Source organism: Kitasatospora sp. NPDC048722, from assembly GCF_040650235.1.
GTDB lineage: Bacteria > Actinomycetota > Actinomycetes > Streptomycetales > Streptomycetaceae > Kitasatospora.
The window spans coordinates 34966-51362 of record NZ_JBEZGX010000033.1 but is presented as its reverse complement, the minus strand read 5'-3'; the positions used below and the strand labels follow the sequence as shown (position 1 = coordinate 51362).

10 protein-coding genes are annotated in these 16397 nt (G+C 73.1%); 5 read left to right on the top strand and 5 right to left on the bottom strand.

From position 1 onward, the window contains the following. Positions 1-441: 441 nt before the first annotated feature. The 4 genes from AB0C76_RS23760 to AB0C76_RS23745 form a co-directional block, all read right to left on the bottom strand. Positions 442-936, bottom strand: coding sequence for an Imm1 family immunity protein (locus AB0C76_RS23760; protein ID WP_359968866.1), 495 nt, complete (start codon positions 934-936; stop codon positions 442-444). Next, a complete protein-coding gene (locus AB0C76_RS23755) occupies positions 936-5525 on the bottom strand; it encodes a polymorphic toxin-type HINT domain-containing protein (RefSeq protein WP_359968863.1) in 4590 nt (1529 codons plus the stop codon). Before AB0C76_RS23755 ends, AB0C76_RS23760 begins: the two co-directional genes overlap by 1 nt. 521 nt (positions 5526-6046) lie before the next feature. Then, positions 6047-7999 carry a trypsin-like serine protease gene (locus AB0C76_RS23750; protein ID WP_359968860.1) on the bottom strand — a complete coding sequence of 651 codons (1953 nt, stop codon included), beginning with the start codon at positions 7997-7999 and terminating at the stop codon, positions 6047-6049. A 483-nt stretch (positions 8000-8482) separates the two neighbouring features. Beyond that, positions 8483-8665 (bottom strand): hypothetical protein, encoded by a 183-nt coding sequence (locus AB0C76_RS23745; protein WP_359968857.1) that lies wholly within the window; start codon positions 8663-8665, stop codon positions 8483-8485. A 9-nt stretch (positions 8666-8674) separates the two neighbouring features. Between AB0C76_RS23745 and AB0C76_RS23740 the strand changes: the two genes are divergently transcribed. Beyond that, a complete protein-coding gene (locus AB0C76_RS23740; RefSeq protein WP_359968854.1) occupies positions 8675-9547 on the top strand; it encodes a LysR family transcriptional regulator in 873 nt (290 codons plus the stop codon). 241 nt (positions 9548-9788) lie between these two features. On the opposite strand, the gene AB0C76_RS23735 is transcribed toward AB0C76_RS23740, so the two are convergent. After that, positions 9789-10637, bottom strand: coding sequence for a helix-turn-helix transcriptional regulator (locus AB0C76_RS23735; protein WP_359968851.1), 849 nt, complete (start codon positions 10635-10637; stop codon positions 9789-9791). Between the two features lie 181 nt (positions 10638-10818). On the opposite strand from AB0C76_RS23735, the gene AB0C76_RS23730 reads away from it, so the two are divergent. From AB0C76_RS23730 to AB0C76_RS23715, 4 genes are all read left to right on the top strand, one after another. Next, the gene (locus tag AB0C76_RS23730) at positions 10819-11595 is read left to right on the top strand and encodes an SDR family oxidoreductase (RefSeq protein ID WP_359968848.1); all 777 of its coding nucleotides are present in this window, start codon (positions 10819-10821) and stop codon (positions 11593-11595) included. Positions 11596-12671: 1076 nt separating this feature from the next. Beyond that, the gene (locus AB0C76_RS23725; protein ID WP_359968845.1) at positions 12672-14378 is read left to right on the top strand and encodes a ricin-type beta-trefoil lectin domain protein; all 1707 of its coding nucleotides are present in this window, start codon (positions 12672-12674) and stop codon (positions 14376-14378) included. Between the two features lie 362 nt (positions 14379-14740). Then, complete coding sequence (locus AB0C76_RS23720) at positions 14741-15280, top strand: histidine phosphatase family protein (protein ID WP_359968843.1); 540 nt, start codon at positions 14741-14743, stop codon at positions 15278-15280. Between the two features lie 340 nt (positions 15281-15620). Further along, on the top strand, positions 15621-16394 hold the full coding sequence (locus AB0C76_RS23715; RefSeq protein WP_359968841.1) for an SDR family oxidoreductase: 774 nt from the start codon (positions 15621-15623) through the stop codon (positions 16392-16394). Positions 16395-16397: the final 3 nt, after the last annotated feature.

Below are 16397 nucleotides of genomic sequence, written 5' to 3'. Positions count from 1 at the left end.
CGGGTCATGGAAGAGCGGATGACCGGGATCCGACGCGCCCCGGGGATCGACCTCGGGCGGCTCGGAATTGTCGGAAGCCCACGTCCTGTCATACACGCCTCCCTTCTTTCCGCCGTTGGAGAACCACACCGGGCCGCCGTATCCGGAGGATGCGTTGACGGATAGCGACAAGCAGCTGTCGGGCCAGCTGTCATCACCGTACTACTGCTCGGAGAAGGAGAACCAGGCGATCTCTCCGGGCCTCCGGCCCGGGCCCCCGCCGCCCTTCTCCGCAAGAATCCCGAAAACCTCCGGGATCAGCCGGGACCTCTCCTCCGGGGTCTCGCCGTGGCGCCGCTGACCACCGACATGAACATTGAGAAGCACTGGCGATCGTCCATACGAAAAGCAAGAAGGCGATGGCCTTCACCGCCCGGTGAAGGCCATCGCCTCATGCGCCGATTAGTCCTCGAATGGAGGCCTGTCGTTTCGTGGGCCGTTGATCTCTCCGGTCACCCACGCGATGGATTCGGGGCGTTCCCCCGTGCCGGATCGGCAGAACTCCTTGATCGCCTCCCGGACCTGCGGCAGCGGCACCGCGCTGGCGGGGTCGTGGAACCTCGGGTAGTAAGCGTCGCACACGAGGCGGGAGTCGATCTCGGACGGGGTGGGGTTATCGGAGATCCAGGCGTCATCGTAGATTCCGCCCTCCCTGCCGAAGACGCACCACACGAGGGCCCCGAATCCGGTCGCCTCGTTGGCCGCAAGGCGGAGGAAAGCGCTCGGGAAAGGGGCGTCCGGTTCGAGGAAGCTGAACCCCGCGTCGTGCCAGGGGCCATTGCCGTCGCCCCCTTCCCCGGGGGTGATGTACCGAATGGCCTCGGAGATCAGCCCATCGACCTCCTCCTGGCTCGTGGGGAACACGTGCTTCCCGGCAAAGGAAATCCTGAGGATCATTACTGGCGAACCCTTATCCCTTGAAGCGTGCCGGTCTCCGTGAGAAGTCCGGTCTTCCTGTCGACCCATCGAACCAGCATCTTCTGGTCAGTATAGAGGATGGAGGCCACGGCCATTGAGCAGGCCATGTCGCCGACGCACACACCGTCTCGATTGTTGATGACCACCTCTATCGTGGCGTTCTTCATCTCGGGCTTGTCCGCGAGCTCCCACGCGATTTTCGGCTCCGCATGGTCGGCCCCCGGGAACACCGTGGCGTTCCTCGGCGGACGGGTCGGTGAGTCGGGGCCCAGGAGGAATTTGTTGAGGTCGGTGAAAACTCCACCGGTGCCGCTCACGACCGGCAGAGTCGCCGGAACCAGATTCCCGCTCGCGTCCCGGACCAGCCCCTGTCCGGTCGTGGCGCCCTGGTCTCCGGGGCGCTCCCCGAGGCCTTCGAGAGCCGGGATGATCACCCGGCATATCTCGAAGATGTCGGCGTTGTGAACGAGGACGGGGGTGCCGCCGGCCAACACGAAGTAGGTGTGGAGGCCGTCGACGGTGAGGTTGTACGCGTGTTGGAGGCCGGTCCAGTGCCGGACCGAGGCGACCTGGGCGGTGGCGCCGGTGTCGGTGCGCAGGGTGTCGCCGGCATGGACCGCCGACGCGTCGGTCCAGGCGCGGGTCGACTCCACCCAGAACGGGTGGTGGTCGGTCGCGGTCACGGCGCTCGGGGTGCCGTCGTTCTGCTGGACGGTCAGCTCGGTGAAGTCGCGGTCGTCGGGGGTGTCGATGGTGTTCGTCACCGCGCGGGGCCCGGAGGTACCGGTGACGGGGTCCGCGGCAACCACGACGTCGCCGATCCGGACGGTCTCGATGGCCTTGACCGTGCCATCGCCCATGAGAACGCCCGTGCCGGCCGGGAAGCTGTTGGTGGTCCCCGGCTTGGTCGGGCAGCTCGTGCGCTTGGCCGACGCGAAGGCCGCTTCACCTTCCATCTGGTCGACCAGTGCACGGTCGACGTTCCGGTCGTTGCGCAGTGCGTTCAGGGCGTCCTGGGTGCCGACGCCGTCCTTGAGCGTGAGGCGGAACGCGGCGACGGAATCGGCCGTGGCCAGCAGTTTGCCGTAGGTCGCGTCCTTCATGCCGTCGAGGGACGCCTGGAGGGCGAGCTTGGCCTGTACCAGGTCGGTCCCCGCCTCGAGGGCGAACCGGAAGGCGATGATCGCCTTGGCGGCCTTGCCGAGGGTGCCGAAGGGGATGAAGTTGGACGCCGCCCAGGCGCAGGAGGCGTTCAGTCCGGGGTTCTTCGCGCAGTTCCAGAAATCCTGCACGAGGGCGACTGCCATGGCGCCGGGAACGCATCCCGCCCCCGAGCTGTCCCCGCCGTAGCAGGAGTTGTACTGGAAGTACGCCTCATCGAGATCGACGGTGCCGTCGGCGACCATGTCGATCGGCTTCGTGGCCACGAGGAGCGTGTCCCAGGAGCTGTACTTCCCCTGGCACGCCGCAATGGAAAGATTCGGTTCCGGGCAGGTCTTCAGGTAGTAGTCGACCTGACCGGTGATCTTTATCTTCGCGGGTACCGTGCAGACGTCCTTCCCTCCCGGATTCCTGTGCCAGTACTTGTCGTTCCGCATTGCCCAGCTGAAACACCTGGAGTCGTCCCAGGTCTGGGCCTTCTGGCTGAGATCACCGTGGGGTACGACGTCGATGTAGGAGACGCGGGCGTTGTCGTCGACGGCGGCGGTCTCGCTCTGCAGCTGGCCGGCGCCGACCGCGTCGGTCTGCTGCTTCGACATGATCAGCTGCGCGGCTTCCCGGGCGGCCGCGTACGCCTCGTCCCTGCTCTTGGCAGCGGCAGCGGCCGAGGCCTTCGCCTGGTCGGCGGCGTTCTTGGCGTCGGCCGCGTACTGACTCGCCTGGGCGGCGTAGCTCGTGGCTGCCGCTGCCGAGAAGCTGGCCCGGGTGGCGGCGTCGGTGGCGGAGGCCGCCGACGCCTGGGCCTGCTGGGCATACTGGGCGGCCTGCTGGGCGCTGGCCTGGGCGGCCTGGGCGGACTGGGCGGCCTGGTTGGCGAAGCCCTGGGCCTGCTGGGCGGACTGGCCGGCCTGGTTGGCGTAGCCGGCGGCCTCGTTGGCGGCGCCGCGGGCGGTGGCGGAGGCCTGAGCGGCCTGGGCTGCGTACTGGCGGGCCTGGGCGACCGAGCCGTCGATGGTGGCGAGGTAGGACGCGATGGTGGCCACGTGGGTGGCGGTCATCGCGTCCCGCTGCCGCGCCTTGGGCAGGCCGGTCTGCAGGAACGGCACCAGGCGGTCGGCGGGGCCGGACAGGATGGCCTGGGCGGCGGCCTGGACCTCCGGTCCACCGGTCGTCAGCAGTTGAGTGACCAGGACGCGGTTGTCGTCGTCCCGGGCCTTGTACTGGCCGACCGCGAGGAAGGCGCGGACGTCGTCGATGGTGCCGTCCAGGGCCTTGCCGGCGGCGGCCTTCACGCCGGGTCCGCCGTTGGCCATGATCTGGGACAGGGCGACGCGGTCGTCGTCGTCCTTGCCCGGGTACTGGCCGGTGGCCAGGAACGCCCGCACCTGGTCGGGGGTGCCGACCGAGGCGGTCTCCGCGGCGAGGCGCTGCTCCAGCTTTCCGGAGCTCTGGGCGATGGCCATGACGCTGGTGCGGTCGTCACGCTCGCGGGCGACGGCCAGGTCGGTGCTCAGGAACGCCTGGACATCGGTGTCGTCGCCCTCCAGCGCGGTCTGCGCGGCGGCCTTGGTCCACGGGCCGGCGGAGGCCAGGAGCCGGAACGCGGCCTGACGGCCCTTCAGCACGGCCGCTTTCAGGTCGACCCCGGCTGCGGTGGCGTCCTTGATGAGCTGGTCGGTGTCGGCGGCGAACTGCGTCGCCTTGCCGGACTCCCACGCGGCGGTCTTCGCCTTCTGGTCCGCTTCGCGGGATGCCTCGTCCGCGGCGGCCATCTCGTCAGCCTGCTGGCCGGCGAGGCGCTCGGCGTCGCTGGCGCGGGCGACGTCGGCGACCTTGTGGGCCTGGGCGGCCGAGTTCGCCGCGGAGTTGGCGTCCGCGTCGGCCGCGCTGGCGGCTGCCTGCGCGACGTTGGCCGCGGTGTTCGCGTCGCCGGCGTGCCGTGCGGCCTCCTCGGCTGCGGCGGCCGCGGCATCGGCGTGGGCCGCGGCTTCGTTGGCGGCGCGCTGGGCGTCACCGGCCGCGGCTGCGGCCTGGGTGGCGATGGCGGCGGTGGCCTTGGCGGCGCGGGTGGCCTCTGCCGCGGCGGCCTTGGCGCGTGCGGCGGCGTCGCGGGCCCGGGCCGCGTCCTCGGCGGACACGCCGGAGTAGTCGGCGGCCTCAAGGGCGGCCTGGGCGGCGGCATCCGCGTTGGCCCCCGACGAAGCGGCGGCCTGGGCGGCGGCATTGGCCTGTGCCACGGCACGGCCGGCCCAGGCGCTCGCCTCGCCGGCGGTGCGGGCGTCGGCGGCGGCGTTGCGGGCAGCGACCGCGGCCGCGCGGGCCACGTCGGCCTGCCCGGCGTCACCGGCGGCACCGGCCGCGGCGGCCAGGGCCCGCGCGGCGGCATTGCCGGCCTTGGTGGCGGCCGACGCGGCGTCGGCGGCGGCATTGGCGGCCTGGCGGGAGGCCTCGTTGGCGGCCCTCGCCGCCTTCGAGGCGGTCTGGGCCGCGGCGGCGGCGCGGGTGGCAGCGTCCGCGGCACGGCTCGCCGCGTTCGACGCCTGCCCGGCGGAGCCCTGCGCGGCCTTGGTCTCGGCGGCGGCCCGCTCGGAGGCCTCCTTGGCCAGCCTGGTCGCGTCGAGCGCCTTGCCAGCCGCGTCCACGGCGGTCTGCGCCTGTTGGCCGGCCTGATCGGAGGCGTTCTTCGTCAGGTCGGCCAGCTGGGCGACCGTCAGGGTCTCCTGGTCATGGGCGGCCGCGGTCTGGTAGCCGTACTGCAGGAACAGCCGGACGTCGTCCATCGAACCGTCCAGCGCGGCGCCGGCGGCCTTCTTCACCTCCGGCCCGCCGGAGGCCATCAGCTGGGAGAGGTGCACGCGGTCGTCGTCGTTCCTGGCCTTGAACTGGCCATCGCTCAGGAACTGGTTGACGTCGTCCAGGCTGCCGTCCATGGCTTTGCCGGCAGCGGCCTTCACACCGGGCCCGCCGGCCGCCATGATCTGCGACAGCCGCACCCGCTGGTCGTCCTCGAAGGCCTTCTTGGAGCCCTTGTCCAGGAAGGCCTGCAGATCGGCGGCCGAGCCCTTCAGCGCGGCCGTTCCCGCATCGCGCACACCGGGGCCGGAGGTCGCGACCAGGTTCTCGATCTGCGTGCGCAGGTCCTGCTCGGCCGCCGCTGCCTGACCGCTCGCCAGGAACGCCGTCAGGTCGTCGGCCGAACCGGTCAGCGCCGTCTCGGCGGCGTGGCGCACCGCCGGGCCGCCGGCCTGCCAGGCCGCGACGGCCTTGACCCGGTCCGGGTTGGCTGCGGTGGCGGGCGCCGTGTCGGCCGCCACCGCGGGAGTCGTCAGCAGCCCGGTCAGCAGGCTGCCGGCCACGAATCCGGCTGCCAGCCGTGATCGGGCCCGTGATGTCAGGGGCATCTTCATGGGAGCTTCGTCGTCTCATTCCTGTTTCGGGCACCGACGTGCCGTGATGACCGCCGACGGGCGTGCCGGCGGGTGCGGGGAAGGTCCTTCGGGGTGCGCGCCGGGCGCCGGGAAGCGGCGGCTCGGGTGAGCGGGGTGGCCCTGCGTTCGTCCAGCGGGCCCGAGGGGGCTGACAGGGCAGCCGGGTAAGGGAGTTGGGGTGCAGCCACCTTGCGACGCGGCGTCAGAGGTGATGCCCGCGGGTTCGTGCCGACGTCGGCCGTGAGCAAGGTGGTCAGTCCCGCGCGTCGAAGCGTGCGGGAGTTCGCCGGCAGCCCGCCGATGGGTGGTCAAGTGCCGGACGGGAAGGGGCGACCAGGCGTACGGAGCCAGGGAAGGGGTGCAGGAGTGCACATGTGGGCGGGGCCCGTGGGTCCGGGGGCCTCGGCAGCGGGGAGTTCCGGTTCGGCCGGGCCGGAACTCCCGGGTGGATCGCATCGGGCGCCCGGCCCCTGCCGGGCGCACGATGGGTGTGCGGGGTGTCAGCCGGCCGGGGTGGCGGTGATGCCCTGGATGGCGCTGCTGGCTACGGCGTAGAAGGTGGTCCAGGTGTTGTCGGCCTTCTGGTCGGCGGTCCAGATGCGGTCGTCGGCGCCGATGGCGAACAGGCGGGCCGTGTCGCCGATGGTGGTGGCGGCCACCTGCTTGACGCCGGCGGCGTTGGGCACGGCGTCGAAGGTGGTCCAGGTGCCGGCCGTGTAGTCGCCGGTGGTGGTCCAGATGCGGTCGTCGCCGCCGACGGCGAACAGGTGCACGGTGTTGCCGGCGGTGGTGGCGGTGATGTTCTTGATGGCGCTGCTGGGGATGGCCTGGAAGGTGGTCCAGGTGCCGGCCGTGTAGTCGCCGGTGGTGGTCCAGATCTGGCCGTCGCCGCCGATGGCGAACAGGCGGACCTTGTCGCCCATGGCGACGGCGGTGATGTTCTTGATGGCGCTGCTGGGGATGGCCTGGAAGGTGGTCCAGGTGCCGGCCGTGTAGTCGCCGGTGGAGGTCCAGATCTGGCCGTCGCCGCCGATGGCGAACAGGCGGACCTTGTCGCCCATGGCGACGGCGGTGACCTGCTGGATGGCGCTGTTGCCCGGCACCATCTGGAACGCGCTCCAGGTGCCGTTCGCGCCGTCCTTGCTGGCGCTCCAGATGTGCTGGTCGCTGCCGATGGCGAACAGGCGCACGGTGCTGCCCATGGTGACGGCGCTGACCTGGCGGATGCCGCTGTTCTGGGGGACGGCCTCGAAGGTGCCCCACACGTTCGTGGAGTAGGAGCCCTCGTTGGCCCAGATCCGGTTGTCGCCGCCGATGGCGAACAGCCGGCTGCCCGGGCGGGAGGCCTTCACCTGCTGGATCCAGGCGTTGAGGTCGTCGACGCGGGTGGAGGTGGCGCCGGTGCGGGTCTCGGTGGCGGGGGTGCCGAGGCAGCCGCCCTGCCAGGAGAGGGAGGCGACGGCGGCGATCTCGGGGGTGCCGTTGCGGTCGCGCAGCAGCGGGGCCCCGGTGTCGCCCTGGCAGAGCGGCGCCGCGCCCGCAGCCGGCGCGGTGTCGATGCTGGTGGCGTTCACCGTGCCGGTGGTGTGGGCGGTGGTGTGGACCGTGAGCGGTGCCCAGTCGGTGGCGGTGCGGCCGTAGCCGGGGATGCGCAGGCTCTCGCCGGCCGCGGGCGCGGCGGAGGCCGGGGCGATGGGGGTGATGCCGTCGACGGGGGAGGTCAGGCGGGCCATGACCAGATCGCGTTCGCCGCGCGGGGCGAGTTCGGCGATGGCGACGGTGCGGCCGGCGATCGTGGCGGTGCTGGGCGCGGCCGGCGTGCCGGCGGCGGGGTGGTCGCCGAAGCAGGAGGCGGCGGTCAGGACCCAGTAGCGGTCGATCAGGGTCGCCGTGCAGGAGCGGGCGCCGGCCCGGCCGGGCTGTCCGGCCGTCACCGTGCCGACGGCCGGGAAGTCGGTGCCGGCCGGGGCGGCGGGCCCGTCGGTGGCGGTGAGTTCGAGCAGGGTGGTGCTGGTGCCGGTGGTGCCGCCTTCGCCGATGGGGGTCCAGGTGTTCTTGGCGACGTCGAAGGAGGCGGTGGGACTGCCGTCGGTGCTGACGGTGGCCTTGATGGTGTGGTCGTCGCCCTTGATGTTGTAGATCTTGGGGATCTCCAGGGCGAGGTAGCCGGTGGGCCCGGTGATCCTGAAGCAGACCTCGCTGGGGTTGGCGGCGCGGCTGAAGAGCTGGACCAGGCCGGGGCCCGAGGCGCAGTCGGCGAGGACGATGTGGCCGTCGCCGGTCTTCAGGGTGATGTTGCGGTCGGCGAGGATCTTCGCCGCGTCCGGGTAGGAGAAGCCCTCCACCGCGCTCGGCGGCGCGGCATCGGCGGCCACGGCGGGCATCGGGGCGGCGACGACGGGGATCGCAAGGGCCGCGCCGAGAGGCCAGGCCAGTCTGCGAACGGTACGCACAGGTACTCCAGAAGAGAGATGCGCCCGGGGGAAACCAGCACCCCCGAGCTGGCTAAGAAAGAATCAAGCGGACGCTATCGAGGAGAAATCCGGCACGTCAACGTATCCGGCCGCCCCGTGCCGCCAGCTGACCGGCGACCAGACGCAGTACGGGAAAACGCGTTTGGAGCATCCGAATCCCTCTGCTCGGAATGCGGACATTAAGGATTTATGAGAGGGCGTGAGCCCACCTTTCGACCATTACGATTCGATGACGTTTCCCCCCCGATGTGACGACGCGGCCCCGATCCGGCCTCGGCGTCGGGATCCATGCCCCTGCGCGCCGGGACCACTGTGCCAGGACGCACAGTTGACGGCACCTCATGGCCCGCACGTTGCATGCACGGTCGCCCGGCCTGGGTTCGACGCATCTCCGCGTGCACCCTGCCGCCCGGTCCGTGCGCCCCAGGCGCGAACGGCGACGTGTAGTACGGAAGCGCACCGTCAGACGAAGAACGCGTTCATGCTCGGCACGTCCGAGACGTAGGTCTCGATGGCGCCGAGGGCGGTCGGGTCGGACATGGTGGTGAACCTCCTTCGTGGGGCGGGTCGTCGATGCCGAGCCTCGTCGAGGGCCGCGGCGAACGGAAATGCCGTCCGCGACGACGGACCATGCGCCGCGCGCATAATGGCGGGATGATCGCGGAAGAACTGCGCTGGTTCCTGGCCGTCGCCGAGACCGAGCACGTCACCGATGCGGCCGCGCTCGTCGGCACCACCCAGCCGACGCTCTCCCGCGCGATCGTCCGGCTCGAACGGCGCCTCGGCACACCGCTGTTCGACCGCGACCGCAACCGGCTGCGGCTCAACCAGGCGGGCCGGGTGTACCGGCGGCACGCCCGACGCGCGCTCGACGAGCTGGAGTCGGCGCAGGACCGGATCGCGGCGCTGCTCCCGGCACCGGCCGACCCGCTGCGCCTGGCCTGTGCGCACTCGCTGGGCACCTGGCTGCTGCCGGAGCTCCTCACGGCCTACCGGGAGCACGCGCCCGGCCACGCCGTCGACGTGCGCGAGGGCTCGGCGGCCGGCGTGCTCGACCTGCTGGCCGGCGGCGTGGTCGACCTCGCGGTCACGAGTCCGCAGCCGTCCCTGCCCGGCTACGGCTGGCTGCCGCTCGGCGAGGAGCGGCTGGTGCTCGCCGCCCCGGCCGGACACCCGCTGGCCGGGCGCGCCGGGGTCGACCTGTCCGAGCTGACCGACGGGCAGTTCGTGATCATGCGCCAGGACGTCGGGCTGCGCGAGATCACCTGCGCCCTCTTCCACCGGTCCGGTCTGACGGCGCCCGTCGCAGCGGAGGCGGACACCGTGGCCGGGATCCTGGACCTGGTCGCGGCCGGCCACGGGACGGCCCTCGTCCCGGTCAGGGCCGCGACCGGCCACCCGGGGGTCGAAGCGGTCCCGCTCACCGCCGCCGACGCCTGCCGCACCGTCGGCCTGGCGTGGCGGCGCGGCCGCCCGCTGCCGCCGCACGCCCGCACGTTCCGCGTCCTCGCGGGTCGGGGGCGCTGAGCCGTCGAGGCGGTCGGCACCGTCCTCGCAGCCCTCGCCGTCCTGGACACCGCCGGGCTGGTGACCGGCGGCCGCGTCGGGCGCGAGGTGCGCTACGCCGTGCGGCCCCGCGGCGCTGGACGCGACGCACGGTGGATGGCCTCGCTCGCCGCCGACCGGGACCGCCGGCCGGCGCACATCAACGTCCCAGACCACCACCCGGCCTGACCACCCGGGCCGCGCACCCGGCGGAGGGCACGGGTCAGCGCGTGGCCGGGTCGGCGGTCCAGCTCGCGAGGAGGCGCAGGGCGTCGGCGGTGGGCGATCCCGGTTCGACGTTGTAGACGCACAGGGTCTGGTCGGGGTCGCCCGGCGGCTGGAGGGACTCGTAGGCGAAGTGGAGTTCGCCGACCTCGGGGTGCACGTAGGACTTGCTGCCGTGCGTGCGGCGCAGCACCTTGTGGTCGTTCCACCAGGTGGTGAACTCGGGGCAGCGCAGGGTGAGTTCGCCGACCAGGTCGGCGAGGCGGCGATCGGTGGGATGGCGGCCGGCCTCCAGGCGCAGGATCGCGACGGTCTCGGCGGCGATCCGCGGCCAGTCGCCGACCCTGTCGCGCGCGCCGGGGTCGAGGAGGTAGTACCGGGCGAGGTTGCGCTGGGTGGCCGGGAGCGCGTCGAAGTCGGTCAGCACCTCTCGGGCCAGCCGGTTGGCGGCGAGCACGTCGGTGCGCCGGCCGATCACGAAGGCGGGCACGTGTTCCAGGGTTTGCAGCATCAAGTGCAGCCCCGGGCGCACACGTTGGGGCGCCGCCCCGGCCTGGCGGGGCGTGCCGGGGCGGGCGAGCAGGTCGTCGAGGTGTTCGCGCTCGACGGGGTCGAGCTGGAGCGCGCGGGAGAGGGCGTCGACCACTTCGACGGACGGGCGGCCGGAGCGGCCCTGTTCGAGGCGGGTGTAGTACTCGGTGCTCATCCCGGCCAGCCGGGCGACCTCGTCCCGGCGCAGGCCGGGCACCCGCCGCGCCCGGCCTCCGGCGGGGAGTCCCGCCTGCTCGGGGGTGATCCGGGCCCGGCGGGTCCGGAGGAAGTCGGCGAGCTCGCTGCTGCGGTCCATGACCCCATTGTCGGACACCGGCGGCGGCCCCGGGCGGGCGGAAGGTGGCCCTGCCAGTACCTGTTTCGGGCGGGCCGGCTACGGCGCTTCCGAGGGGGCCCGGCGGTGGTCTGATGGTTGTGCGGCCGACGGAGCTCGGCCGAGCAGGAACCCAACCCCCTCACCCCCGAGGTGCATTCGCATGTCTTCTCACACCCCTGTCCAGTCCCTCGCCGGCCGGGTCGCGGTCGTCACCGGCGCCTCCAGCGGGATCGGCGAGGCGACCGCCGAGAAGCTGGCCGCGCTCGGCGCGAAGGTGGCCGTGCTGGCCCGGCGCGCGGACCGGTTGGACGATCTGGTCACCCGGATCCGCAAGGACGGCGGCACCGCCCTGGCGATCGTCGTGGACGTCACCGACGCCGCCGCGGTGCGGGCCGCCGCCGAGCGGGTCGAGGCCGAACTCGGCACCGCCGACCTGCTGTTCAACAACGCCGGGGTGATGCTCCCGGCGCCGGTCGAGGGCCTGGCCACCGACCAGTGGCAGCAGCAGATCGACCTGAACATCGGCGGCCTGATGAACGTGATCGGCGCTTTCACGACGCAGCTGGTCGCGGCCGCCGCCGAGCGCGGCGTCGCCGACCTGATCAACACGTCCTCGATCGCCGCGCAGAACATCTTCCCGACCTTCGCCGTCTACTCCGCCTCCAAGGCCTACGTCTCCCACCTCTCCCGCCACCTGCGGGCCGAACTGGGCGCGAAGCACGTGCGGGTGTCGGCGATCGAGCCGGGCATCGTCGGCACCGAGCTGCAGGACCACGTCACCGACGCGGGCGTGCAGCAGTGGCTGGCGGACTCCCAGGAGACGATGGAGTGGCTGACGCCGCAGGACGTCGCCGAGACGATCGGCTTCCTGGCCGCCCTCCCGCCGCGGGCCAACCTGCAGCAGGTCACCATCATGCCGACCGGCCAGCCCAGCTGAGCCCGCCGGCGGGCGCCGGGGCTCGGGACACCAGCGCGTCCGTGCCCCGGCCCCGGCGTTCAGGCGCCCCCGAGGCGTTCCCGCACCGCGGTCCGCGGGCAGGTGGCCCAGGACCGCCTCCGGTCCGCCCGCCCCGGTCTCCCCGTGCACGCGCACGCACGCACGGCGCCACCGGTCGGCCTCGTCGTCGGGCAGGCCGAGCGCGCGCACGATCGCGACCACCAGGTCGAAGTCCAGGCGGCGGCGGTTCGGCCTGAAGGCGTCGACCACCGTGGACGCGGCCACCGGCTGCGGCACGGGGAGCAGCCGGCCCACCGACCTCGCCAGCTCCCGGTACGACGGCGCGCCCGCCCACGACCGGAGCCGCCCGAGGGCGTCGATGAACTCCGCGAGGTCGTACGCCTCGTCCGGATCCGGCACCGCCTGCCCGCCGACCACACGTCACCTCCGGGTGGGACACGGCCGAGGCTCCTCGGCAACGTCCCAGTGTACGGAGCGTGTTGACGTGCACACAGGTCTTTGAGGGTGCCGCCCCGGAGGGCGGCGACGGACCGAGGCGGGGACGTGCGGCGGGGAGAACCCGACCGTCGGGTCTCCATCTGGCCGTCCTGACCGCCGGGCTCCGGCTCGGTGGCATGGCCGGGCGCTGGTTCCCCAGGTCGGTTCCCACCTCCGGGGAACCGACGGCTGGGCTGCCTTGACCTGCGCCCCGGCGAGCGGCCCGCCCGCGTACGCGGCCAGCACCAGGCCGAGGGGCCCCGCCGCCGTGCCGGGCAGGCCGCCGACCGGATCGGAGATCGACCCCGCCCCGGGATCAGCACCATCGTGTCGGGGCGATCGCCCACGCGATCACGGGGTGACGAGCAGCATCGCCAGGAGCGCGGGGAGAGCGGTGAGCCGAGGCTCGCCGCCGTGAACTCGACGGCGTGCAGCAGGGCTCCGACCGGGACGATCTGTCGCCACTTGCAGCGCCAATGCTCAGAGTTGCAAATTCTGTCGCTTTTATTGACGCCAATGAGCAAGCACAGTGCACTGGTTGCGCACTCCTCCACAGTCCCCGATGCCAGGAGTCCGCCATGCAACCCTTGCGCACGTCCTTCCGCACGTCCCGGCGCAGACTCGCGGCCGGCGCACTGTCGGCCGCGCTGCTCGCCCTGCCGTTGACCCCCACCACCGCCCACGCCTCCCCCACCGCCACCTCCGGCGACGGCCGGGCGCTCGCCGTCACGCCGCCGATGGGCTGGAACGACTGGGCCCACTACCAGTGCGGCATCGACGAACGGACCGTCACCGCCAACGCGGACGCCCTGGTCTCCACCGGCCTCGCCGCCAAGGGCTACACCACCGTCACCGTGGACGACTGCTGGATGTCCGCCGCCCGGGACGCGGGCGGCAACCTCACCGCCGATCCGGCCAAGTTCCCGCACGGCATGGCCTGGCTCGGTTCCTACCTCCACACCCGTGGCCTGAAGTTCGGCATCTACGAGGACGCCGGCTCCAGCACCTGCGGCGGCTACCCCGGCAGCGGCACCGGCGCGAACGGCGAGCCCGACCACTTCGCGCAGGACGCCGCCACCTTCGCCTCGTGGGGCGTCGACTACCTCAAGCTGGACGGCTGCAACGTCCACACCGCAACCGGCCAGAGCCAGGAACAGGCCTACCGCCAGGCGTACGACGCCCAGTCCGCCGCGCTCCGGTCCGCCGGCCGCGACATCGTCTTCTCCGAATCCGCGCCGGCCTACTTCCAGAACGGCGAGTGGGGCGCCCGGGACTGGTACGACGTGCTCTCCTGGGTCGGCCAGGACGGCCAGCTCTGGCGCGAGGGCTACGACATCGCGACCTACGACGCCGCCCACCCCGCCGCGAGCCGCTGGTCCAGCGTGCTCGGCAACTACGGTTACGACCGCTGGATCGGCTCCTTCGCCTCCCCCGGCAACTGGAACGACCCCGACTTCCTCATCGCCGGCGACGGCGGCCTGACCGACGACGAGGCGCGCAGCCAGGTCGCCCTCTGGTCGATGACGGCCGCCCCGCTGATCCTCTCCTCGGACGTCTCCCGGCTCACCCCCGCGGGGCTGGGCGCGCTCGGCGACACCGACCTGATCGCCGTCGACCAGGACCCGCTCGGCCGGCAGGCGGGCGTGGTGTCCAGTACCTCCGCCGCCGACGTGCTGGCCCGGCCGCTGGCCGGCGGGGACCGCGCGGTCGCGGTGCTGAACCGCTCGAACGGCGCGCAGACCCTCACCATCCCGCTGGCGACCATCGGTCTGCCCGGCTGCACGGCGACGGCCAAGGACCTCTGGACCGGGCAGACTTCGGCCGTCTCCGGCGCCCTGAGCCAGACCGTCCCGGCCCACGGCACCGCCGTCTGGCGGCTCACCCCCGGCACCGGCTGCGGCCCCGCCGTCCCCACCGGCCAGGTCACCGGAAACGGCGCCAAGTGCATGGACGACACCGCGAGCGGCACGGCCGACGGCACCCCCGTGATCCTCTACGACTGCACCGGCAACCCCAACCAGCGCTGGACCAGGACCGCCGACGGCACCGTCCGCACCCTCGGCAAGTGCCTCACCGCCACCGGCACGTCGGCCGGCAGCCGGATCGTGCTCGCCACCTGCACCGGCGGCACCCTCCAGCAGTGGGCGCCGACCCCGGACGGCACCCTCACCGACTCCGGCCTCTGCCTCGACGTGACGGGCGGCGCCACCGCCTCCGGCACGGCGCTGGAGCTCTGGACCTGCGGCAGCCACCAGGCCAACCAGTACTGGTCGCTCCCGGTCTGACCGGAACGGGGCTCGACGGGCAGGGGCCTCGGCCCCTGCCCCAGGACTCGAACTGCACCTCCGCCTGGGGCGCGGGCGGCGGTGCGAGGACGTCCCGGATCCGGCCGAGCCGTCGAGATGCTCCCACGTCCCGCCGACGCGCATCAGCACGCCGCGGACGAGGGCCTCTCGCTCGTCGAACGCCGCTTCGTCCAGGGCACCGGCGAAGTCCGCAGCCGTGTCGTTGTCGAACGGACCGATGTCCCGGGGCTCCACGGTGGTCTCCTCGCGGTATCCGTCACGGGGATCCTCACACCGGCCACCGACTACCGTCGGTGGCCGGTGCGGGCGCCGAACACCCCGGTCTGTGGCAGCGTGGAGGCATGAGCGACACGTCCACGTCCCCGCCGCACCGCACGCTGATCGTGCTGCGCCACGCGAAGTCCGCGTGGCCGGCGGGCGTGCCGGACGAGAAGCGGCCGCTGGGCCCGCGCGGGCGGCGCGACGCGCCCGAGGCCGGCCGGTGGCTGCGCGACCGGGGGCTGCTGCCGGACGCGGTGGTGTGCTCGCCGGCGCGGCGGGCGCGCGAAACGTGGGAGCTGGCGGGCGCCGAGCTGCCGCAGGCACCCTCCGCGACGTTCGACCCCCGGGTGTACACCGCCGACGCCGACGACCTCGTCCGTGTCCTGCACGCACAGCCCGGCCACGCGGCGACCGTCCTCCTGATCGGCCACAACCCGGCCCTGGAGGATCTGATCATCGACCTCGCCGCCGACGCGGGCGGCGAGGCCCTCGACCGCCTCCGGGCGAAGTTCCCGACCAGCGGCCTCGCGGTACTGGACGTCCCGGGCACGTGGGCCGAACTGGGCTCGTCCCCGGCCCGCCTCCGCGACTTCGTCGTCCCCCGCGGGGCGCGCACCTGACCCGCCCCCACCCACGCCGACGGACGGACGGACGGACGGACGACGAGATCCCCGACGGGCCAAGGGTCCGTTGCGAACGTGCTGGTCACAGCTGGGCACGACGGGTGCCCCGCTCGACGGGGCGGCGGGGAGCTCCTGCGGGTTGCGGCGGGCCCCGTTCGGCGAGGTTAGCGGGCCGGCCAGGGGTGGTTCAACGGCTCGGGGTGGTCGGGGTGTTCGAGTGCTGACGGGGGGCGGTTGAACGTGGGTGGGGCGTTCGGGGGCGGGGGTGGTGGGCGGGTGCGGGGGCGGTGTACTCGTTGCCGGGTCGGATCGGTGCGGACCTGGGGAGTTCTCCGTGGTGGGACAGCAGAGTGGGGTCCGGGTGGCCCTGGTGACCGGTGGGGTGTCGGGGATCGGGCGGGCGGTGGTGGAGGACCTGGTGCGACACGGGCACCGCGTGGTGGTGCTGGACCGGGAGGAGCCCCGGGAGCCGCTGCCCGACGGCGCCGCCCTGGTGCTCGGGGACGTCCGCAGCGCGGCGGACAACGAGCGGGCGGTGCGCACCGCGGTGGAGGCGCACGGCGGACTGGACGTGCTGGTGGGCAACGCCGGGATCCACGACGGCGGGGTCGGGCTGCGCGACCGGCCGGCGGCCGAACTGGCCGAGCTGGCGCGGCGGGTGCTGGACGTGGACGCGGTGGGCTACCTGCTGGCGGCCCGGGCGGCGGCGGAGCCGCTGCTGGAGCGGCGCGGCGCGATGGTGTTCACGCTGTCCGACGCCTCGTACGTGGTGCGCGGCAACGGCTCGGGGGTCGCCTACGCGATGGCCAAGCACGCCGCGGTCGGGCTGGTCCGGCACCTGGCGGCGGACCTCGCGCCCCGGGTACGGGTGAACGCGGTGGCCCCGGGCGGCGTGGTGACGGGGCTGCGCGCGGCGGTGGGGGCGGAGGGGTCGGCGGACGTCTTCGGCGATCCGGACGGGATCAGCGCGGTGATCCGGGACTTCAATCCGCTGCGCGTGGTCCTGACGCCGGCGCAACTGGCGCCGCTGTACCGCTTCCTGGCCTCGGACGACGCGCACGGGATGACGGGCGAGGTGCTCCGCCCGGACGGCGGCCTGGACGTCCGCTGACGA